This window comes from Stenotrophomonas sp. SMYL20 (assembly GCF_036320045.1).
Classification (GTDB): Bacteria; Pseudomonadota; Gammaproteobacteria; order Xanthomonadales; family Xanthomonadaceae; genus Stenotrophomonas; species Stenotrophomonas maltophilia_A.
This window is the reverse complement of record NZ_JAWIRT010000016.1, coordinates 1-18,190: the sequence shown is the minus strand read 5'-3', so window position 1 is coordinate 18,190 and position 18,190 is coordinate 1. Positions and strand designations below refer to the sequence as shown.

The window sequence follows — 18,190 nt, the reverse complement described above, 5'->3', positions numbered from 1 at the left end:
CGGACCACGTCGGCGCCGTGCACCTCAGGCCTGCTGGGGCCGTGCTAGGGTTTGCCGGTACTGACAAGGAGACGTCGATGCAGACCCTCAAGATCGCGACCGCCTGCGCACTGCTGCTAACCCCGTTGGTCCTGGCATGCGCTGGGCAGGCCGCACCGCTTTCCTATGCACAGGAAAAGGAGAACACAGCCAAGCTGGTGGACATCATTGACGGTGCCACCCGCGATGGTCTGGTTGCCGTGCTGGTGCCGGCCCCGTATGTCGTGCACAACGGCGGGCCAGGCGTCGGCTCTCCGGTCCCCGGCTTTCATCTGGGCAACCGCTCGACCGACCTGCCCGGGTTCTCGACGCGGGTGTCCTTCCAGCACAAGGACATTCCCTCCCAGGGCTATGTGCAGCTGTTCAACACCAACGAACTGGAAACCGGCCCGCAGCGGACGGTGTTGATGGACGTGTTCGAGGTGCATCTGATTCCGCCGGGCACCTATCTGCTGAACGGTGCGGAGAACTACCGCCTGAACACCCGCGTGGCCAAGCTGAAGCCGCTGGGGACCATGGACGAAGTATCGAAGGACATCGGCGCCACCCGCCTTGCCGACGTCGACTACCGTTTCTATTCCTGGAAGAAGGTCTGGGTACCACCGGGCGTCCTGACCGATCAGCACTCCCAGCAGGTCTGCATCTCGGTGCACGTGGCTTCCGGCAACTGCGTGGCATGGGGCACCCAGAACTATGAAACCTCGCGCCCCACCGAAGGCTACTGGGATGACAGGATCGTCCCTGAAGACATCCCTGCCGTACGCATCCAGGCGGTCATCGCCAAGGCCCACGCGCCACTGGCCTTCACTGCCCACGAAGGGCAGATCCTGCTCAGCCCCTTCATTGTTGCCGCCGACGGCGATATCGATTTCAACGCGAACGACTGCGCACCGGTCGACAAGCTGACGGGCTGCGCCCTGCGCCGCTTCAGGGTGCACTACCAACCCGCGCCGTTGGACGCTGCACGCAAGCACATCGCAATCACCTCGCGCGGCCTCAACGGCAAGCACCGCAAGGTACTGGAGCGGATGGAGGCGATGCAGCTGCAGGTGCTGGGCCCCAGTGCGCCGTCCGATGCAGCGCTGGGCAAGGGCGTCAGCGCCACGCCTTGAGCACGGATGATGCCTGGCCAGCAACGAAAAACGGCGCTCGATGAGCGCCGTTTCCGTTACACGACGGGGTGGGCTTACCAGTTCATGTTCAGCGAGACACCGACGGTACGCGGCTCGTTGTAGACCGCGGCCATGTAGTTCTCGATCACACCCTTGAGGTTCTTCTCGTTGGTGATGTTGCGCGCGAACAGCGCCACTTCGTAGGCACCGTAGTTGCCCGAGTAGCCGATCTTCAGGCCACCCTCGAAGTCACCCTTGGAGTTGAACTCCTTGCTGTCGTACAGCACGAAGCTGGTGTAACCCTGCTTGTTCCAGTCGGTGGAGACGAACATGGTGCCGGCGTCGCTCACCGGGAAGTCGTAGCGGGCCGCCAGGTTGACGTTGTACTTCGGCGCGTTCGGCAGCGGGTTGCCGTCGATCTGCGCGAAGGTGTTGGCACCGACCTTGATGGTCGGGTCGCCGACGGTGCAGACCACCTGGCCATTGAGGCCGCAGACCTGCGCGTACACGCGCTTGTCCTTGATCTCGCTGTGCAGCAGGCTCAGGCCGGCGCTCAGGGTCAGGTTCGGGATCGGACGCAGCTCCATGTCCGCTTCGAAACCGTAGGCCTTGGCCTTGTCGGCGTTGAACAGCACGCCGTTGCCGTCCGAATCGTTGCCGTTGAGCTGGATGTCGTTGACGGTGTAGGTGAACGCGGTGGCGTTCAGGCGCAGGCGGTTGTCCCACAGGCTGCTCTTCACGCCCGCTTCCCAGGACAGGATGGTCTCGGAATCAGCGGTGGTGAAGTCGGCATTGAACACCGCCGAACGGCCCTGGATGGTCGGGCCGCGGAAGCCGCGTGCGACCTTGGCGTAGACGCTCACGTCCGGCGTGATCTGATACATCGCGCTCAGATCCCAGCTCGGGGTGGTGTCGGACATCTTGACGTCGGTGCGGCCCTTGTAGGTGACCACGCCAGCGGCAGTGTCAGCCGTCTTCAGCAGGCGGGTGTGCTTCTCGTCCTTGGTCTGGCGCAGGCCGGCAGTGACGGTGAACTTGTCGGTGAAGGCGTAGCTGATCTGGCCGAACCCGGCCCACGAGGTGTTCTTGTTGCGCAGGCGCACCCAGTTGTTCGGGTTGCGGGCCGCGCCCTGCAGGAACCATGCACGCTGGTAGAAGTCGGTGGTGTCGCTGCCGTTGAAGTAGAACGCACCGGCCTGCCACTGCAGGGCGCTGTCGTCATGGCTGGCCAGGCGGAATTCCTGGGTCCACTGGTCCAGGTCACGGATGCGGCCCATCGACTGGCCGTAGCCGTTCGGCACGCCGTTGACCGGGAAGTTCACCGCGGCACCGCCGTCGGTGTCGCCACGGCTGTAACCGGAGGTGGTTTCGTAGGCGGTGATCGAAGTGAAGTCGATCGCGCCGAAGTCATAACGCGCCTTCACCGAACCGCCATAGGTCTTGTACGCCTGCGGGTTGTTGCCGGCTTCGTCGTAGGCGACCTTGTCGCGCGGCACGTCGGTCTTGTTCGAGCCCTTGGTCAGCGCACCGCGCAGGAACAGGGTTGAGGTGCCTTCGTAATCACGGGCGTGGGCCGAGGCCAGGATCGAGAACTGGTCGCTCGGGGTCAGCAGCAGCTGGGCGCGCACGTTGCGGTCATCGAAGCCGCCCATGGCGTTCTTCTTCGGGCTGACCGTGCCGTCGGCGCTCGGGCCCTTGTAGGTGTTGTCGACGTAATCGTCGCGGTGCTGGTACAGAGCCGACACACGGAACGAGGCGATGTCGTTGATCGGGCCACCGAAGCCGCCGTCGATCGACACGCTGTTGTAGGACGCGTAGCTGGCGCTGACGCGGCCGGTGTAGTCCTGGGTCGGCTTCAGGGTGTCGAACTTGATGATGCCGGCGGTGGTGTTGCGGCCGAACAGCGAGCCCTGCGGGCCGCGCAGCACTTCCACCTGGTCCACGTCATAGACCGGGTTGGACTTCAGCACCACGTGTTCCAGCACCACGTCGTCCTGGATGATCGACACCGGCTGCGAGGCACCGAGGTAGAAGTCGATGTTGCCCAGGCCACGGATGTAGAAGCGCGGGAAGATGCGGCCGGTGGTGGTTTCCGCATACAGGCTCGGCACACGACCGGACAGCGCCAGCAGGGTGTCGTCGCCGCCGGCGGTGAAGTCGCGCATGCGCTCGCCCTGCACCACGCCCACCGAGACCGGCACTTCCTGCAGGTTCTGCTCACGGTGTTCGGCGGTCACGGTGATCGTGTCCAGGCCGGTCGGGGTCGGCGCGCTGTCCTGTGCGGCGGCGCCGAAGCTGCCGACCAGGGCCAGGCCGGCACAGGCCAGGGCCAGCGGATGGCGGCGGAAGGAAACGAAGGAAGACGACATACCCGACAGGCGGCGGGAATCGGAATGGGAGGGCATGAAATGCTCTGAGGAGGCGTCCGTGCGGCCTGCGCGAGCCGGGCGGCAAAAAGGAGGATAACTGCGCAAGCCGCCATTATCCCCCAAATTGTTACGATTTCGTTGCGTAGCACCCAAACCCGGCGAAACAAGCGGTTTCGGCACAGTCACCGGGCATTCGGCACGCCCCGAAGGCTTGACTCAGGGCAGCGGGGTCAACGCCACATCGACCATCGCCAGCAGCCGCTCGCGGCTGATGCCGTCACGGGCCTGCACCGAAATGCCGTGCAGCACCGTGGCGAAGTGATCGCCCAGTGCCTGCACCGCCACATCGCCGGCCAGCTGCCCTTCGGCCTGCGCCTGCTGCAGCCGCGCAATGATCGCCGCCGTACGCTGGCGACGATGGCTGGCCAGCCAGTCCCGTACGCCCTCGCCATCGGGCGACACGCTGCTGGCCGAGGACACCACCAGGCAACCGTGTGGCCGCCCGCGCCGGGTGTAGGTCAACACGGCGTCACGCAGCATGGACCCGATCGCCTCGCGCAGCGTGGCCTGCTCCAGCGCGCGCGGCGCGAAGCCGCCCTCGCCTTCCTCATACAGCGCAACGGCTTCGCGGAACAACTGCTCCTTGCTGCCGAACGCGGCATAGATGCGTGCAGAGGCGATGCCCAGTGCTTCCACCAGTGCCGACATCGACGTGCCTTCATAGCCGTGCTGCCAGAACAGCAGCATCGCCTTGCGCAACGCCTGGTCCCTGTCGAATTCGCGCGGTCGCCCTGCCATCTGCCTGCCTGCTCCAGTGAGGCGCGCAGTGTAACGCGGGTGTTGACCACCGCGAGGGTCGCGCCTATTCTTTGTTGATCAACAAATAATTGGAGCAACACATGCAGACCCTCAAGGGCCCCAGCCTGCACCTGGCGCAGTTCGCCGGCGACCAGGCCCCGTTCAACAGCCTCGCCGGCATTGCCGCGTGGGCCGCCGGCCACGGCTTCAAGGCGCTGCAGATTCCCGCGTGGGATGCACGCCTGTTCGACCTGGCCACGGCTGCCGACAGCCAGGACTACTGCGACGACCTCCGCGGCACCCTGGCCGAGCACGGCCTGCAGGTCAGCGAACTGACCACCCACATCCTCGGCCAGCTGGTGGCCGTGCATCCGGCCTACGACGAACTCTGCGATGGCTTCGCCCCCGAAGCACTGCGCGGCAACCCGAAGGCCCGCAGCGAATGGGCGCAGCAGCAGCTGCACCTGGCCGCCCGCGCGTCACGCCGTCTCGGCCTGCAGGACATGGGCACCTTCTCCGGCTCGTTCGCCTGGCCGTATCTGTTCCCGTTCCCGCAGCGCCCGCCGGGCCTGATCGACGCGGCGTTCGACGAACTGGCACGACGCTGGCGGCCGATCCTCGATGCCTGCGAGGACAACGGCATCAACCTCTGCTACGAGATCCATCCCAGCGAAGACCTGCATGACGGCACCAGCTTCGAGCGCTTCTTCGAACGCGTCGACCAGCACCCGCGCTGCCGCATCCTGTTCGATCCCAGCCACTTCGTGCTGCAGCAGCTGGACTACCTGGAGTACCTGGACATCTACCACCCGCTGATCCGCATGTTCCACGTCAAGGATGCGGAGTTCCGCCCGAGCGGCCGCCAGGGCATCTATGGCGGGTATGCCGACTGGACCGAGCGCGCCGGCCGCTTCCGCTCACTGGGCGACGGCCAGGTCGACTTCAAGTCGATCTTCTCCAAGCTGGCCCAGTACGACTACCAGGGCTGGGCAACGCTGGAATGGGAGTGCTGCCTGAAGGACCAGGAAGCCGGCGCGCGCGAAGGTGCCGCATTCATCCGCGACCACATCATTCCGGTCACCGACAAGATCTTCGACGACTTCGCCGGTGCACCGATCAGCACCGCACAGATGCAGCAGATGCTCGGCATCGCCTGAGCCCCAACGGAGCAACCCCCATGAACACCCTTTCTTCCGCTGGCACTGCCGGCGACGATGCCCTGCGCCATCACTACCTGCGTATCGACGGCCAGCGCGTGCATTGTGTTTCCGCCGGCCATGGCGAGCCGGTGCTGCTGATTCCCGGTTGGCCGCAGACCTGGTATGCCTGGCGCCACGTGCTGCATGCGCTGGCCGAAGCCGGCTTCGAAGCGATTGCCGTGGATCCGCCGGGCATCGGCGAATCCGATCGCCCGACCCACGGCTACGACACCGGCAGCGCCGCCGCCGTACTGCACCGGACCATGCAGGCGCTGGGCCATGACCGTTACCAGGTAGTCGGCCATGACATCGGCATGTGGATCGCCTATGCACTGGCCAGCGACCAGCCGCAGGCGGTGCGCCAGCTGGCCGTCACCGAAGCGGTGATTCCCGGCCTGGCCACGGAACCGGGCATCTTTGCTGCACCGGCCGACAACATCTTCCTCTGGCACTTCATGTTCAACCAGGTGGCCGACCTGCCCGAGGCGCTCATCACCGGTCGCGAGCGCGCCTACCTGGAATTCATGTTCGATCGCTGGTCGTACCGGCGCGATGCGGTGGCCGCCGATACCTACATTGCCGCCTACAGCCGTCCGGGCGCATTGCGCGCAGGATTCGCCTGGTATCGCGCGATTCCGGAGACGATCCGCCAGAACAAGCAGCGTGCGCAGCACCGTTTGCCGATGCCGGTACTGGCCATCGGCGCCGAACACGCCACTGGCGATGCGCCGATGCTGACCCTGCAGCCGCATGCCGATGATGTGCGCGGCAGCATCGTGCCGGGCTGCGGCCACTTCATCATGGAAGAAGCGCCGCAGGCGTTCCTTGCACAGCTGCTGCCGTTCCTGCAGGAGGCACGCCATGCTGCTTGAACCGGCGCTGCAGCAGTTTGTCGACGCCGTCGCCGTCCATCCGCTGCCGGAAGACCTGCGCGAACTGCGGGCGATCAGCGAGAGCGCGTTGCCACAGTTGCAGGGAGCACCACAGCCGGTTGCGCATGTGATCGAACACACGGTAATCGCGCGCGACGGGCATGCGCTGGAGCTGCGTTTCTACACGCCGGAAGGGCTTCCCGATGGACCGGTACCGGCTCTGCTGTTCGCCCACGGCGGCGGTTGGTTCCAGTGTTCGCTGGCGGTCTATGACGGCCCCTGCCGCGCGCTGGCCAATGCCAGCGGTTGCGTGATTGTCGCCGTGGGTTACCGGCTGGCGCCGGAGCACCCGTTCCCGGTTCCACTGCATGACGTCGCCGACGCCTGGCGGTGGTTGCAGGACAACGCCGAGCGCCTCGGCCTGGACCCACGGCGGCTGGCGATCGGTGGCGACAGCGCCGGCGGCAACCTCGCCGCCGCCTGCTGCCTGCTGCTGCGCGAACGGGGCCTGCCGCAACCGTGCCACCAACTGCTGCTGTACCCGGCGCTGGATGCCGGCATGGGCAGCGGTTCCTACCGCGACTACGCCACGGGCTATTACCTCAGCGCCGAACTGATGCAGCGCTGCTGGCAGGCCTATCTGAGTGGGATGGATCTGAATCCACCGCCGGCACTGGCCTCGCCCGCCCACGCAACCGACCTGCAGGGGCTGGCGCCTGCCTCCGTACTCAGCTGCGAGCACGATCCGCTGCGCGACGAGGCCGAGCAGTACGCGCACCGCCTGCAGGCTGCGGGTGTCGACTGCATGCTGGAGCGGCTGCCGGGGATGATCCACGCCTGCATCCACCTGCAGGGCGTGGCCGCTTCCACCGGCATGGCGATACAGCGCGCGGGCGATCTGCTGCGCCAGGCGCTGGCCTGAACCGGCTGGGGGACGGCGGCAGATCAACGCCTGCCGCCGTCCCGGTCCGGCGCTTGGCAAGCCCGGCAGGCGGCGCTACACTGAAAGCCTGCCGTGGGGCCATAGCTCAGCTGGGAGAGCGCGTCGTTCGCAATGACGAGGTCAGGAGTTCGATCCTCCTTGGCTCCACCACTATTCAGTGCGGCAATGCACTCAGAAGGCCGGAACCCCTGAAATAACAGGGCTTCCGGCCTTTTTCGTTGCACGGTGCAGACCGGTCCAATGCGTTGCAGCTGGTGAGACGGCGGGGGCATATTTTGGGGCATCCGCCCAATGCCCCCAAGATCGATGCCCCCACTCTCCGACCTCGCAATTCGGCGCGCAAAGCCGACTGGAAAGACCCAGAAGCTGTTCGACGGCGGCGGGCTCTACCTGGAGATCTCCCCGAGCGGTAGCCGTTGGTGGCGAATGAAGTACCGCTTCGACGGGAAGGAGAAGCGCCTAGCGCTGGGGGTCTACCCCGAGGTGCCCCTGCAGCTGGCACGGAACCGTCGCGAAGACGCGAGGCGGCTGCTTGCCCAGGGCGTGGACCCGAACCAGCAGAAGAAGGAGGCCGCCGCGGCGAAGGCGGGCATGGAGGCTCAGACCTTTGGCGCGATCGCGCGCGAGTTCATGGATGGCCGGATCTGGTCCGACGACTACCGGGTAAAGGTCGAGGCCTGGATGAAGAACGACATCCTGCCGTGGATCGGTAGCCGGCAAGCCGCTGAGCTGGAGGCACCCGACTTCCTTGCACTCGCCCGTCGGATGGAGAAGCGCGGCGCCATCGAGTCAGCGCACCGGGTCATCCAGAAGTGCGGGGAGGTGATGCGGTACGCCATCGCCTGCGGCATGGCCAAGCGCAATCCGGTGGCAGACCTGCGCGGCGCACTGCAGCCGACGCCACGGAACCACTATGCAGCGATCACCGAGGCCCGAGAGCTGGTGCCGCTGCTGCGCGCCATCCCCGCATACCGCGGCAGGCAGGTTACACGCTGGGCATTGGCCTTGGCGCCGCTGGTGTTCGTGCGCCCCGGCGAACTGCGGAAGGCGGAATGGTCGGAATTCGATCTGGACGCCGGGCAGTGGCTGATCCCTGCCGGCCGCATGAAGCGGCGCCGGGAGCACCTGATCCCGCTTTCGAGGCAGGCCCTGGCCATCCTTCGCGAGATTCAGCCGCTCACAGGCAAAGGGCAGTATGTCTTCCAAGGGCGGAACAGCCCGAAGCGACCGCTGAGCGAGAACACGGTGAACACCGCGCTGCGCAAGATGGGGTTCGAGGATGACGTGATGACCGGGCACGGCTTCCGCGCTACTGCGCGGACCATCCTTGACGAGGTGCTGGGATTCCGGCCCGACATCATCGAGCACCAGCTGTCGCATATGGTCAAGGACCCGGACGGCCGAGCATACAACCGGACCAAGCACCTGGAAGAGCGCGCCCGAATGATGCAGGAGTGGGCGGACTACCTGGACCGGCTGCGCGATGGGAACGTGGTGCAGCTGCGGGTCGCCTGACGCCTACACGCCTCGCCGCAACTGCTGCAGCCCCGCCCTCACCCACGCCTTGCTGCGGACGTCCCTCGCTCGAGGTTTCGTCTCTGCCGGCGGCTTACGCGGTTCAAGCGCCGCCTTGATCCGCTCGACCTCCTTCGCTCCGGCCTCGGCCAGGCGCCGGGCCTGCTGCTTCTGCTCGCGGGTTGGCGGCAGACCGGGCAGTGGCGGGGGCAACTGGATCGGCGTGCTGTCGGTCAGCCGAGCGACCGCCTCACGCAGAGGCAGCTCGGGATACAGCCTGGCGGCGCACCAGCGCTCGGCGTAGCGCTTCGCCTGCCGGACGTTGGCCGCGCGCACTTCCTTCACCTGCCACATCTTCTGGCCTTCCATCCATAGCCGGACGCCAGGGCCGTCATCAGGCGTAACGCTGGCCGTCTCGCGGCCGTTAAACCAGAGCGCCCAGCGCTCACCCGTCTGGACCCAGCCAGAGGGGATCGGGGCGGTGCGGAAGCCTTGGTAGCCGTGCGAGGGAAGCATGGCCGGAAGGATACGGCCGACCGTCGCAGATGCTGCGAACGCGGCCGCTACTCGCCTGAACCGTTTGGACTAGACCTCACATCGCACGCATCTTGCGTCGTCATGCTTGCTAGGGCATATTGCAAGCATCAACCATAGGAGTGCTTGCTATGACCGACGAATCCACCGAGAGTCCACAGTCCGCCGGGGGTAAGGCTCGGGCGTCTGCGTTGTCTGAAAGCAAGCGCTCCGAGATTGCTAGGAAGGCCGCCGAAGCGCGGTGGGGAGGCGCCCAGAAGGCAACCCATGAGGGGACGCTCACCATCGCTGGAGTTCCTATCCCCTGCTACGTGCTGGAAGACGGCAACCGCTACATCAGCACGCGAGGAATCATGAAGGCGCTCAAGCGCCCATGGCGAGGCCGCAAATACACCGGGACCGAACTGCCGGTTTTTATCGAGGCCGGGAACCTTCACCCCTTTATAAACAATGACTTGAAAGAGATACTGACCGGGACCGAAGTGCGTAGCACCAAGGGGGTCGTGTCAGAAGCCTTCCGCGCTGAGGCTCTTCCAGCCGTCTGCGACATCTATTTGCGCGCGCGTGAGGCCAAGGCTCTGACGGCCACGCAGCTCGTCGTGGCGCAGCAGGCTGAAGTCCTTGTTCGGGCACTGTCTCAACTCGGCATTATCGCCTTGGTCGACGAGGCGACGGGCTATCAGGAAGTCAGGCCGCGCGATGCTCTTCAGCAGTACCTGGACGCGGTTCTTCGCAAAGAGCTTGCCGCGTGGAGCAAGCGCTTCCCAGACGAGTTCTACGAGAACATCTATAAGCTCAAGGGCTGGACTTGGCCCGGGATGAAGAAGAACCGGTTCAGCGTAGTCGCGCATTACACTCGTGACTTGGTCTATGACCGGCTCGGAACCGGTGTCCTAAAAGAACTCGAAATGCGCTCGCCTAAGAACGAGACCGGCGCCCGGCCTAACAAACTGCATCAGTGGCTATCGGATGACGTCGGCCACCCTCTTCTTGCCCAGCACCTCCATTCGCTGATCATGTTCCAGCGCTTGGCGATTGCCAGCGGGCATGGGTGGCAGAGATACGTGAAGATGGTCGACCAAGTGCTCCCCAAGAAGGGTGACACGCTGGAGCTCCCCCTCAGTGATCCAGACTGAGCAGGTACAGCACTAAAGCGACGCACGATCACTGACAAGCGTGTTCTCACCTACATTCAACCTGCAGATCGAATCACTGACCAATGGCAAACGGAATTTACAATGTGCATCCGATGGAGAGCCCGAGGTATCACCTTGCGCGCGCAAACGTCCGATTTCGCGAGATCAGACGTCATGTTGAGCAACATGCCAAGTCCGGAGCCTTCTCATTAACTACAGAAACAGACCCCGAGAACGGGAAACGCAGAACTGTATTGAGAAGGACAAAGAGAACGCCAATCGCAGTCGGTGCAACGGTAAACGATGCATTTGAGGAACTGCGAAAGGCCCTAGACCAGGCGTGTTATGCCGTTGCAAAGGCGGCAGGTAAAAGTGGCAGGAAATGTGCATTCCCCTTTGGTGAAACAGAGCAAGAGCTTGCTGGGAGACTGACTGGAATAAGCCGTGAGATCCCAAAGGAGATTTTTGATGCAATTCTCGCGTTTCAGCCGAGGCTCGATGGCGACAAATTCTTGTGGGCAATCAATGCCATTGCCAACCACAGCAAGCATCGAGTGACCATTGCGTATCCAACGCCTGTTTCCAGCGCAACCATTAGCCAGATTGTCCTCAACGGCTCGGGCAGCCTCCTGGGGCCGTGGAACGAGGCCCGAGGTGAGTTGATGATTGCGGAGGTCGATGCAGACTCCGATTTATCCATTGGAGATATGCAGTTTGGTGTGAGCCTAATATTCGGCGAGATTGAAGGCCTGGAAGGGATGAACGTCGAACCCGTCTTCCTTCACGCAGAGTCGAAAGTTGGACAAATACTGGACACGATCCAGGAAAAAGCAGAAGAACTCGCCTTGTTTTCCAGTTAGATCAGCGCGACTGAATGCAGAGTCAGGACATCCCAACACGTCGAACTAACATCATAGGCCTACCCTACTAGGATGTGCGGCCGATTCGTCCAGCTCCCCGTTGTCGACCTCGGCCAGCCGGGGCTGGCTGACCTTGCCCCCGGCCTGGCCGAGATCCAGCCCAGCTACAACCTGGCGCCCACGCAGCGCGCGTCGGTGATCCTGGACCGCGGCGAAGGCCGGCAGGTAACTCGGCTGGCGTGGGGCCTGCTGCCTTTCTGGGCCAAGGCCAAGGGCCTGCAGGGTTCGACCATCAACGCGCGGATCGAGACGGTGGCCACCAAGCCCGCCTTCCGGTCTGCGTTCAAAAAGCGCCGGTGCGTGGTCCCCATGGCCGGGTACTACGAGTGGTCGGTCAGCCCCGGGGACGGGAAGAAAGACCCCTGGTTCATCCACGCCACGGGGCCGCTGCTGGCCGCTGGTCTGTGGGAGGGCACCAGCCCCCTGCTGCCCGACGGCAACTTGGGCACCTTCACCATCATCACCGGCGACAGCAGCGGCGTCTCGGCCGACATCCACGACCGCATGCCGGTGTGGCTACAGGCCGGCCAGATCGATGAGTGGATAGCCGCGAGCCCCGACGATGCCATGGCGATGCTGCTGGCCAGCGAGCCGCCGGCGATGGAGGCCTATCGCGTCAGCCGCGCAGTGAATACGCCGCGCAATAACCGAGACGATCTACTGATGCAGGTGGAATAAAGCGGGGCCGATTCGGACCCGCCCCATATCGTCAGTCCAACCACGAAGAAAGACGCGCGCCCAAGAGGACGTGCTCGCGTGGGCCAGGGTGCACATCGAAGGTTGCGGCACTGAAGTCGTTCGCCGAAAGCCCCATGGCGCCCTGTACGGCATCGTCATAGAGCATCTCGGTCGATACATACGCTGCCCCACATGCGAAGGCCGCTTCACGGAGTGCACGCTGGGTGTAACGCCAGTTTCCGTAGGTGTGAACCGCGTTGAGGTCGTTGGCGTTCGGCCGGAAGCAGCCTACGACCGCCACCGCAGCACCCGCTGCCTGGAAGGCCTGGCAGATTGCGATGATGTTTGCCCGGGTCGACGCTTGGCCCAACTCATTCTGGCCGAACCCCACAAGCACCAGATCGCCGGCGCCCACATCGGCTACTGCGGCAGCCAGCCTGACGCTGTCCTGCCCTTGGTAGGTCCCATTTGCCGATGTGGTGCCGGGAATGCTCCGATTACTCAGCGTCACGGCGCTGCCGTACGCCGCCTGCATGGCACGCACCAGCTCCCAGACCATGCCAAACCGGGTGTGCACTGCCCCAGCCCCATCGCCCGTGTCGTACACCGGAACCGTAGCCAGCACATCCGCGCCATATGGCGGGTTTGCCAGCAGCCCGCCCGTATCCTTGGTGCGGTCATGGAACACGGTATTGGATGACGAACGCACAGCAGCGAGGCTGTAGGGGCCACCCATCTGCGCGAAGTTGCTATCGCCGTAGGCCAACACCTTGAGCGGCAGGCCCTGCCGCAACTTGCGCAGCACCGACTTGAGCAGCTTCCGGTTACGTGCAAGCTCAGCGCGGAACTCCGCAAGCGACTGACGCTTCACCCCTTCCGGGGCATTGTCCCAAAGCGGCAGGATCACCCTGGCCTCGACGTCGATCGCGAAGAGCGGCAGCTGGCCGACACCGGCCGCTGGAACAAACTCGCTGGCGTCTCGCACACGCTCGGTTCCCGTGATCACTGAAACCGCACCCGTAAGCGGGGTATAGACCACCAAGTCGTAACGCCGCGCCTTCCAGCTGTAGCTGACCAGTACCGCCCTTTCCGCACCACTGGTGCCAGGAAGGGAGAACGCGCCCAGCGCAGGGATGACCCAATAATCGGTGTCCACGCCCAAAGCACCGCCGGTGGCGGCATCCGTGACGGTAACCCCGGTCAGGGCGGCATGTGCCACACGATCCCGCATGTAGCTCCAAGTTTTGGCAGTTCCGGCCGCCGGCCGTAGCGTGAGCGGTTCATCGGTCACAGTGCCGCCGGTCAGCGCTGCCAAGCTCACTGTGGCATCCAAGGCTCGCCTACCGCCACTGCGCAAGGCAGTTCCCTTCACGCGAAGCTCGGTGCCCTGCCAGCGCGCTGTCGCCTCAAGAATAGAGTCACCCAGCCAAACGTCGGCGCCGACTTCGTCCTGATCGAGCTGGTAGCCAGTGAGGGTCAGGTCGTAAGCAAACCGGAAGGTGGTCGAAGATGCACCATTGGACCATGACGACACCGATCCGCTTCGCCAGAACTTGCGGTACTGATCGGCAACCAGACCCACCACGCTGTGATAGGTGATCGCCGAGAGGAGCCGTGCACCGCTCGCGTCCTGCGCCTCCACGACGAGGTAGTACATAGTTCCGGATTCCACCGTGAAGCGCGACAACGCAAAATTCACCGTCGCCATCGAGGGCGCCCCGGGCACGATGCCAAGATCATCTACCGTACCCTGTGCACTCGCCACGAGAATGTCGCCAGTGAACCCCGGCGGTTGCACCTCCCACGCCGCGCCGCGCGGGCGCGAGTACAGCCATACGGCAACCTTCGCTGTGCCTGCCTCAACGATCAGCGGGACGTTCACGCCATCTGCCACAACGCCGTCGGGAACATCCAGTCCACCGACGATCCCAATGGCCCAGGTGTATCGCCCGGTGGGGAGCGTGAAAGCACTCTCGCCTGCCAAGGCGGCCACTGTCTGCGGCGCGCTGGGAATCACCTGATCGATAGCAGCCTGGAACGTTTCCAGTGAGGTCGCCCGAGCATCCAGATCGGCAGACTTCACCAGCTGCGCTGCGCCCAGGCTCCACGCAATTGCCGACCCTGCGCCCATGTTGCTCCAGAAGCCGGCCGAGGGGGTGGAAAGGTAGTAGCCCATACGCCGCTGCGAAAGGCCGGTGGTGCTCAGGTAGCCCATACCCATGCCCAGCGCCGCGTCGGATGCGTCTCGCGCATCAAGCGTGATCAGGTAGGTGTAGCCAGCCTCGGCGATCACCACCGGAATCGGAACCCACACCCGCGCCGCAAAACCGATGGCCAGGCCCAGATCAGAAACGGGCACTGCTTTGCGGGATAGCAGCACGTCACCGGCCAGGCCTGGCCCCGCGCGGTCCTGAGTAGTCACTGCGAGTGACCGGCGCCACACGGAGATGCGCAGGTGAGTCGTCCCTGCCCCGAGCTGCAGCTGTGCACGTACGCCGTCGAAACTGGCACCGGCCGCAATGTCGGTTCCCACATCGAAGGCCTGCGTCCACGACGAGTACCCCAAGCTGGCCGCGACAATGGCGGTCGGCGCGCGCGAGATCAATTCGTCGTACATGCCGGATCGCACCGCATCAGTGAGGGGGTCGACTTGGCTGATCGCTGGGCGAACCTCATAACGGTTGGCCTTCTGCGACATCACATCCGCATCCCGCCACTGCAACCCGGCCGCAACCATCACATAGCGGCCACTGTTGCTCACGGTCAGACCGGAAACAGGGTCAGTGTGGCTTCCGCCATCACCGATCACTGCCACTTGCCGGTTCAGCGGAATCTGTCCCGCCCCCGCCGCAGCACTGGCCGCCGCCCAGGTCGGAAACTCGATGGTGCTGCCATCGGCAAGGAACTGCTGAAAATCCGTCTCAATACCGTTCCAGCTCTTCCGCGTAACCCCGCGGCGATCCTGCCACGTCAACGCGGTTCCGTTGATACCGTTGTCCAGGTTCTCGGCGTTGTCGTACAGGTCCTTGGGCGAGTTCGAACCCAGCGGATTGCCGGTGTTGAAGGTCGTCATGTTGCTGCGTCTCCAGTGGCGCTACGGCGCGATGGCGTCGTCGTATTGGTAGAAGGCGGGGTCGTACTGCAGGGCGGTCAGCTCCACCGAGCCGTCTTCGCCGGGCGTGAGTTCGGCCAGCACGGCGTCGTACCCAGTGCGCGTGCTGTCGCAGAAGATCAGCTCGGGCGGGTCAATCGTCGGGTCGTCCATGATCCAGGTGTTGAAGGCGTGGTCCCCCGGCAGTGCCGAGGCGGCGATGGTCAGTCGGTGGTCGTCCACGCGGGTGGGCACCATCACGCCGGACAGCGTTCCGTCCTGGAACCGGACCAGGCACCGCGGCGCTGGCAGGCTCCAGTCCAGGTACTCACCCACCTCGATCAGCAGCCGAGTACCGTCCAGCCTGGCCGACTCGATCATGGTGCTGGTGGTGCTCGAACCCGGAATGTCATCGAACAGCTTCACCCGGTCGCCATACTGGTAGACCAACCCCATCATCTCGGTCTTGGTCTTGTAGGTCAGGCGCTGGCCTTGGTGCTTCATCAGCCGGCGCATGCCGATCCGGTACGCGCGATCGCGCGTGCCGACACCCTGCAGCTCGTAGGTCTCCACCTTCCACGGCTCGGTCACACCCGGTAGCCGGCACTCCACCGTCTCGGCCGCCCACGTCACCTCGTCGACGTAGGTCACGTCCACGCCGTCGTAGTCGTCCGGGCCCGGCGAAATGAACGACGTGCTGAGCGGCTCAAGCTGGCGCTGCGGTGAGATCCCGCCTCGCCACCCCTTCACCCCTTCCCGCCCTGCCGAACACATCGAATCGATCAGCAGGAAGTAGCCCATGCCCGCCTGCGCCGCCATCTGCAGCAAGTCCAGTGCGCTGGTGCCGGACTTCTCCGCGCTGAAGTCGAAGAATTCCCCTCGTGGCGTCCAGTAGGTGTCCTCCAGATGCTGCAGCGTGTCCGTGTCGATCTGGTCCGCCGGCAGTCCAAGGGACCGCATGACGTGGATCATGGCGCCGCTGATGCTGCGCGCAGTGCCCTGGTCATACAGCCGCGTAGCTTCCACGTTGAACCGGCGGTCGGTCTGCGCCGCCAACTTCGTCCCGGTGGTCACCGTCAGGCCGATGGTCGTCAGGTCGTCGTAGCGTGTCGGCCGCTGCGACAGGCGCGCGCGCAGGCCCTGCCAGTAGCAGGCATCCCGTGCCGAATTGCCCCCGCGCTCGGTCACCCGCCTGACCCGCACCTCGACCTGTCCAGGGGCTCCGAGGGTGATGCGCTCGGTGAAGCCCACCGCATCCTCGGAGTATCCCGTGTACGTGTGGGTCCGAACCGTCCAGGGCGCGCCCGAGCCATACACCCGATACCCAACGCGGATGCTGACCGTGAACGTGCGCTTGTTGCCCTTGCTGGTGTACCAGATCAGGCCGCTGGGGAAGTTGAAGTCGTACTCAAACGCATCGGTGGTTTCGCCGTTCGGGCACACCAGGAATGGTCCCAACCAATCCTCGCCCTCCTGGAACCCGGTGGCGCTGTAGTCAGTGGCCGTCCGGCTGGTCCAGCCCGGCCAGCTCGTGTCGACCACGCCAGCCTCTGTAAGCCGTTCCACGGCCAAGGTGAGCCCGGACACGGCCGCAATTCGATAATCACTTTGGCCGCGCGACATTGCCAGCGATACCACACCAGGCGGCAGGCCTCCAAAAGCAGTTCCGGTCGGGCCGTCATAGGCCAGCGTTATACGAGGCTGCGTTGCCGGCGTTCCACCGGTCGTGGCCACACCTGCTGTAGACGTTGGGCTGCTGCCGAAGACAGGCGCCGGCAGTCCGCTGTAGGTGATGCTCCCGCCAGCAAACGGGCTGGCCGCCTCAGCAATCGTCACCACACCGCCGGACTGAGTAGCCACCAAGCCGCTGTCCACCAACTGGTCGTTGATGGCAGTCAGCAGCACGCCCAAGGTGATGTAATTGGCCACCAGCGCCACGCTGTAGGTGGTTCCCCGCCAGCTGATCCCGAATGTGACCGGAGAACCGCTGAAGTCGAAGTTGCTCGCAGCAGCCGAGCCCGTCACACGGGCCGCGCTGCCACCAACACCGGGCACTGCGGGAGAGCCGGGAACGTAGCTGGCCACGAACAACGCGTAATCGGCTCCGTTGTAGGTCAGCAGAACCGGCATGCCCACGTAGGGCGCCAGTTCCGCCACAGCACTGCCGGCGATGATCGAGTAAAGGCCGCTGGTGGTCGCGTTGAAGGAAGCCGCGACCTTTAGCGTGAGCACGGCGCCGACAACCCAGCTGCTGGGCACGGAGCTGGTCGGCCGCTCGTTACCGTTCGCGTCGGTGACTGTCGCGTTGTTCAGGGTGATCACATTCCCCGATACCGTCACCGAGTCTGCGTTGATGCCCGTAGAAACGTCTGCCGTGTCGCTCAGATCCAGACCGGCGGTGCCGGAGGCGGTAGCCCCCACCTCGGTAGAATTCACCCAGTTCTCGGAGCGCACGTCGCCGCTCACATCTGCACCCGGTGGGTAGATGGTCATCTGCACGTCACTGCCGAACGAGCTGATGGGCGTGTTGCCCAGCCGGGCCGAACCCACGGGGATGATGTGTCGGCCCTTCCCCACGCACACGAACATGTGGGTTCGATAGGACTTCTCACCTACGAAGCGAGACACCGGCTGCACCAGATAGTCGGCCCAAACGCGGCATCGCCCCAGAACCTCCCGGACCGGGCTCCCGAGCCGCGCGGTGTTCGCCCGCGCCGTGTCGAGACTGAGGCTGTCGCCCTGCCCGTTCCGACTGCCAGGCAGGTTGTTGGCCATGTAGATGGCATACGCAGCCACCACCGCAACCACAACCCAATAGATCACTGCGGCAATGCCCTCGTAATGAGGGACCGGGTAGATGCGCACGTCGCTGCCGTTGTCGATCCAGGCGCTTGCCCACGCCTCTGGAGCAACCTGCGCGCCGTCCACCTCCAGCTCAATCGGCTGCTCACCCTCTCCGGTGTAGCCACGCACGTTCGCCCGCA

The 18,190-nt window shown here is 64.6% G+C and carries 13 protein-coding genes and 1 tRNA gene; 9 read left to right on the top strand and 5 right to left on the bottom strand.

The window, feature by feature from the left end; all coding sequences use genetic code 11:
* The first annotated feature begins 77 nt into the window (after positions 1 to 77).
* Entirely contained in the window at positions 78 to 1,151 is a 1,074-nt protein-coding gene (locus tag V3B48_RS13350) for a hypothetical protein (RefSeq protein ID WP_329893875.1), read from the top strand.
* Between the two features lie 74 nt (positions 1,152 to 1,225).
* On the opposite strand, the gene V3B48_RS13345 is transcribed toward V3B48_RS13350, so the two are convergent.
* Together V3B48_RS13345 and V3B48_RS13340 are read right to left on the bottom strand one after the other, a co-directional pair.
* On the bottom strand, positions 1,226 to 3,556 hold the full coding sequence (locus V3B48_RS13345; protein ID WP_032130294.1) for a TonB-dependent receptor: 2,331 nt from the start codon (positions 3,554 to 3,556) through the stop codon (positions 1,226 to 1,228).
* A 180-nt stretch (positions 3,557 to 3,736) separates the two neighbouring features.
* Complete coding sequence (locus tag V3B48_RS13340) at positions 3,737 to 4,318, bottom strand: TetR/AcrR family transcriptional regulator (protein ID WP_049461862.1); 582 nt, start codon at positions 4,316 to 4,318, stop codon at positions 3,737 to 3,739.
* Between the two features lie 101 nt (positions 4,319 to 4,419).
* Between V3B48_RS13340 and V3B48_RS13335 the strand changes: the two genes are divergently transcribed.
* The 5 genes from V3B48_RS13335 to V3B48_RS13315 all read left to right on the top strand — a co-directional run bounded on the left by V3B48_RS13335 (position 4,420) and on the right by V3B48_RS13315 (position 8,847).
* Positions 4,420 to 5,475: a sugar phosphate isomerase/epimerase family protein gene (locus tag V3B48_RS13335; protein ID WP_329893874.1), complete on the top strand. Its 1,056-nt coding sequence runs from the start codon at positions 4,420 to 4,422 to the stop codon at positions 5,473 to 5,475.
* Positions 5,476 to 5,495: 20 nt separating this feature from the next.
* Positions 5,496 to 6,389 carry an alpha/beta hydrolase gene (locus tag V3B48_RS13330; protein ID WP_329893873.1) on the top strand — a complete coding sequence of 298 codons (894 nt, stop codon included), beginning with the start codon at positions 5,496 to 5,498 and terminating at the stop codon, positions 6,387 to 6,389.
* The gene (locus V3B48_RS13325; RefSeq protein WP_329893872.1) at positions 6,379 to 7,311 is read left to right on the top strand and encodes an alpha/beta hydrolase; all 933 of its coding nucleotides are present in this window, start codon (positions 6,379 to 6,381) and stop codon (positions 7,309 to 7,311) included. Before V3B48_RS13330 ends, V3B48_RS13325 begins: the two co-directional genes overlap by 11 nt.
* Before the next feature lie 95 nt (positions 7,312 to 7,406).
* Positions 7,407 to 7,482: transfer RNA gene (locus V3B48_RS13320), tRNA-Ala, on the top strand.
* Between the two features lie 156 nt (positions 7,483 to 7,638).
* Positions 7,639 to 8,847, top strand: coding sequence for an integrase arm-type DNA-binding domain-containing protein (locus tag V3B48_RS13315; protein ID WP_197656602.1), 1,209 nt, complete (start codon positions 7,639 to 7,641; stop codon positions 8,845 to 8,847).
* Positions 8,848 to 8,850: 3 nt separating this feature from the next.
* Here V3B48_RS13315 and V3B48_RS13310 read toward each other — a convergent pair whose 3' ends face one another.
* A complete protein-coding gene (locus V3B48_RS13310; RefSeq protein WP_329893871.1) occupies positions 8,851 to 9,363 on the bottom strand; it encodes a hypothetical protein in 513 nt (170 codons plus the stop codon).
* A 149-nt stretch (positions 9,364 to 9,512) separates the two neighbouring features.
* Here V3B48_RS13310 and V3B48_RS13305 point away from each other — a divergent pair, with 149 nt between their 5' ends.
* From V3B48_RS13305 to V3B48_RS13295, 3 genes are all read left to right on the top strand, one after another.
* A complete protein-coding gene (locus V3B48_RS13305) occupies positions 9,513 to 10,517 on the top strand; it encodes a P63C domain-containing protein (protein ID WP_329893870.1) in 1,005 nt (334 codons plus the stop codon).
* An 83-nt stretch (positions 10,518 to 10,600) separates the two neighbouring features.
* Positions 10,601 to 11,377, top strand: a complete 777-nt coding sequence (locus tag V3B48_RS13300; protein WP_329893869.1) for a hypothetical protein — start codon at positions 10,601 to 10,603, stop codon at positions 11,375 to 11,377.
* Positions 11,378 to 11,449: 72 nt separating this feature from the next.
* Positions 11,450 to 12,115 carry an SOS response-associated peptidase gene (locus V3B48_RS13295; RefSeq protein WP_329893868.1) on the top strand — a complete coding sequence of 222 codons (666 nt, stop codon included), beginning with the start codon at positions 11,450 to 11,452 and terminating at the stop codon, positions 12,113 to 12,115.
* Between the two features lie 31 nt (positions 12,116 to 12,146).
* Here the strand turns inward: V3B48_RS13295 and V3B48_RS13290 are convergent, their stop codons facing one another.
* Positions 12,147 to 15,188, bottom strand: a complete 3,042-nt coding sequence (locus V3B48_RS13290) for a hypothetical protein (protein ID WP_329893867.1) — start codon at positions 15,186 to 15,188, stop codon at positions 12,147 to 12,149.
* Positions 15,189 to 15,209: 21 nt separating this feature from the next.
* The coding region (locus V3B48_RS13285) for a host specificity factor TipJ family phage tail protein (protein WP_329893866.1) at positions 15,210 to 18,190 on the bottom strand (2,981 nt) is incomplete at its 5' end.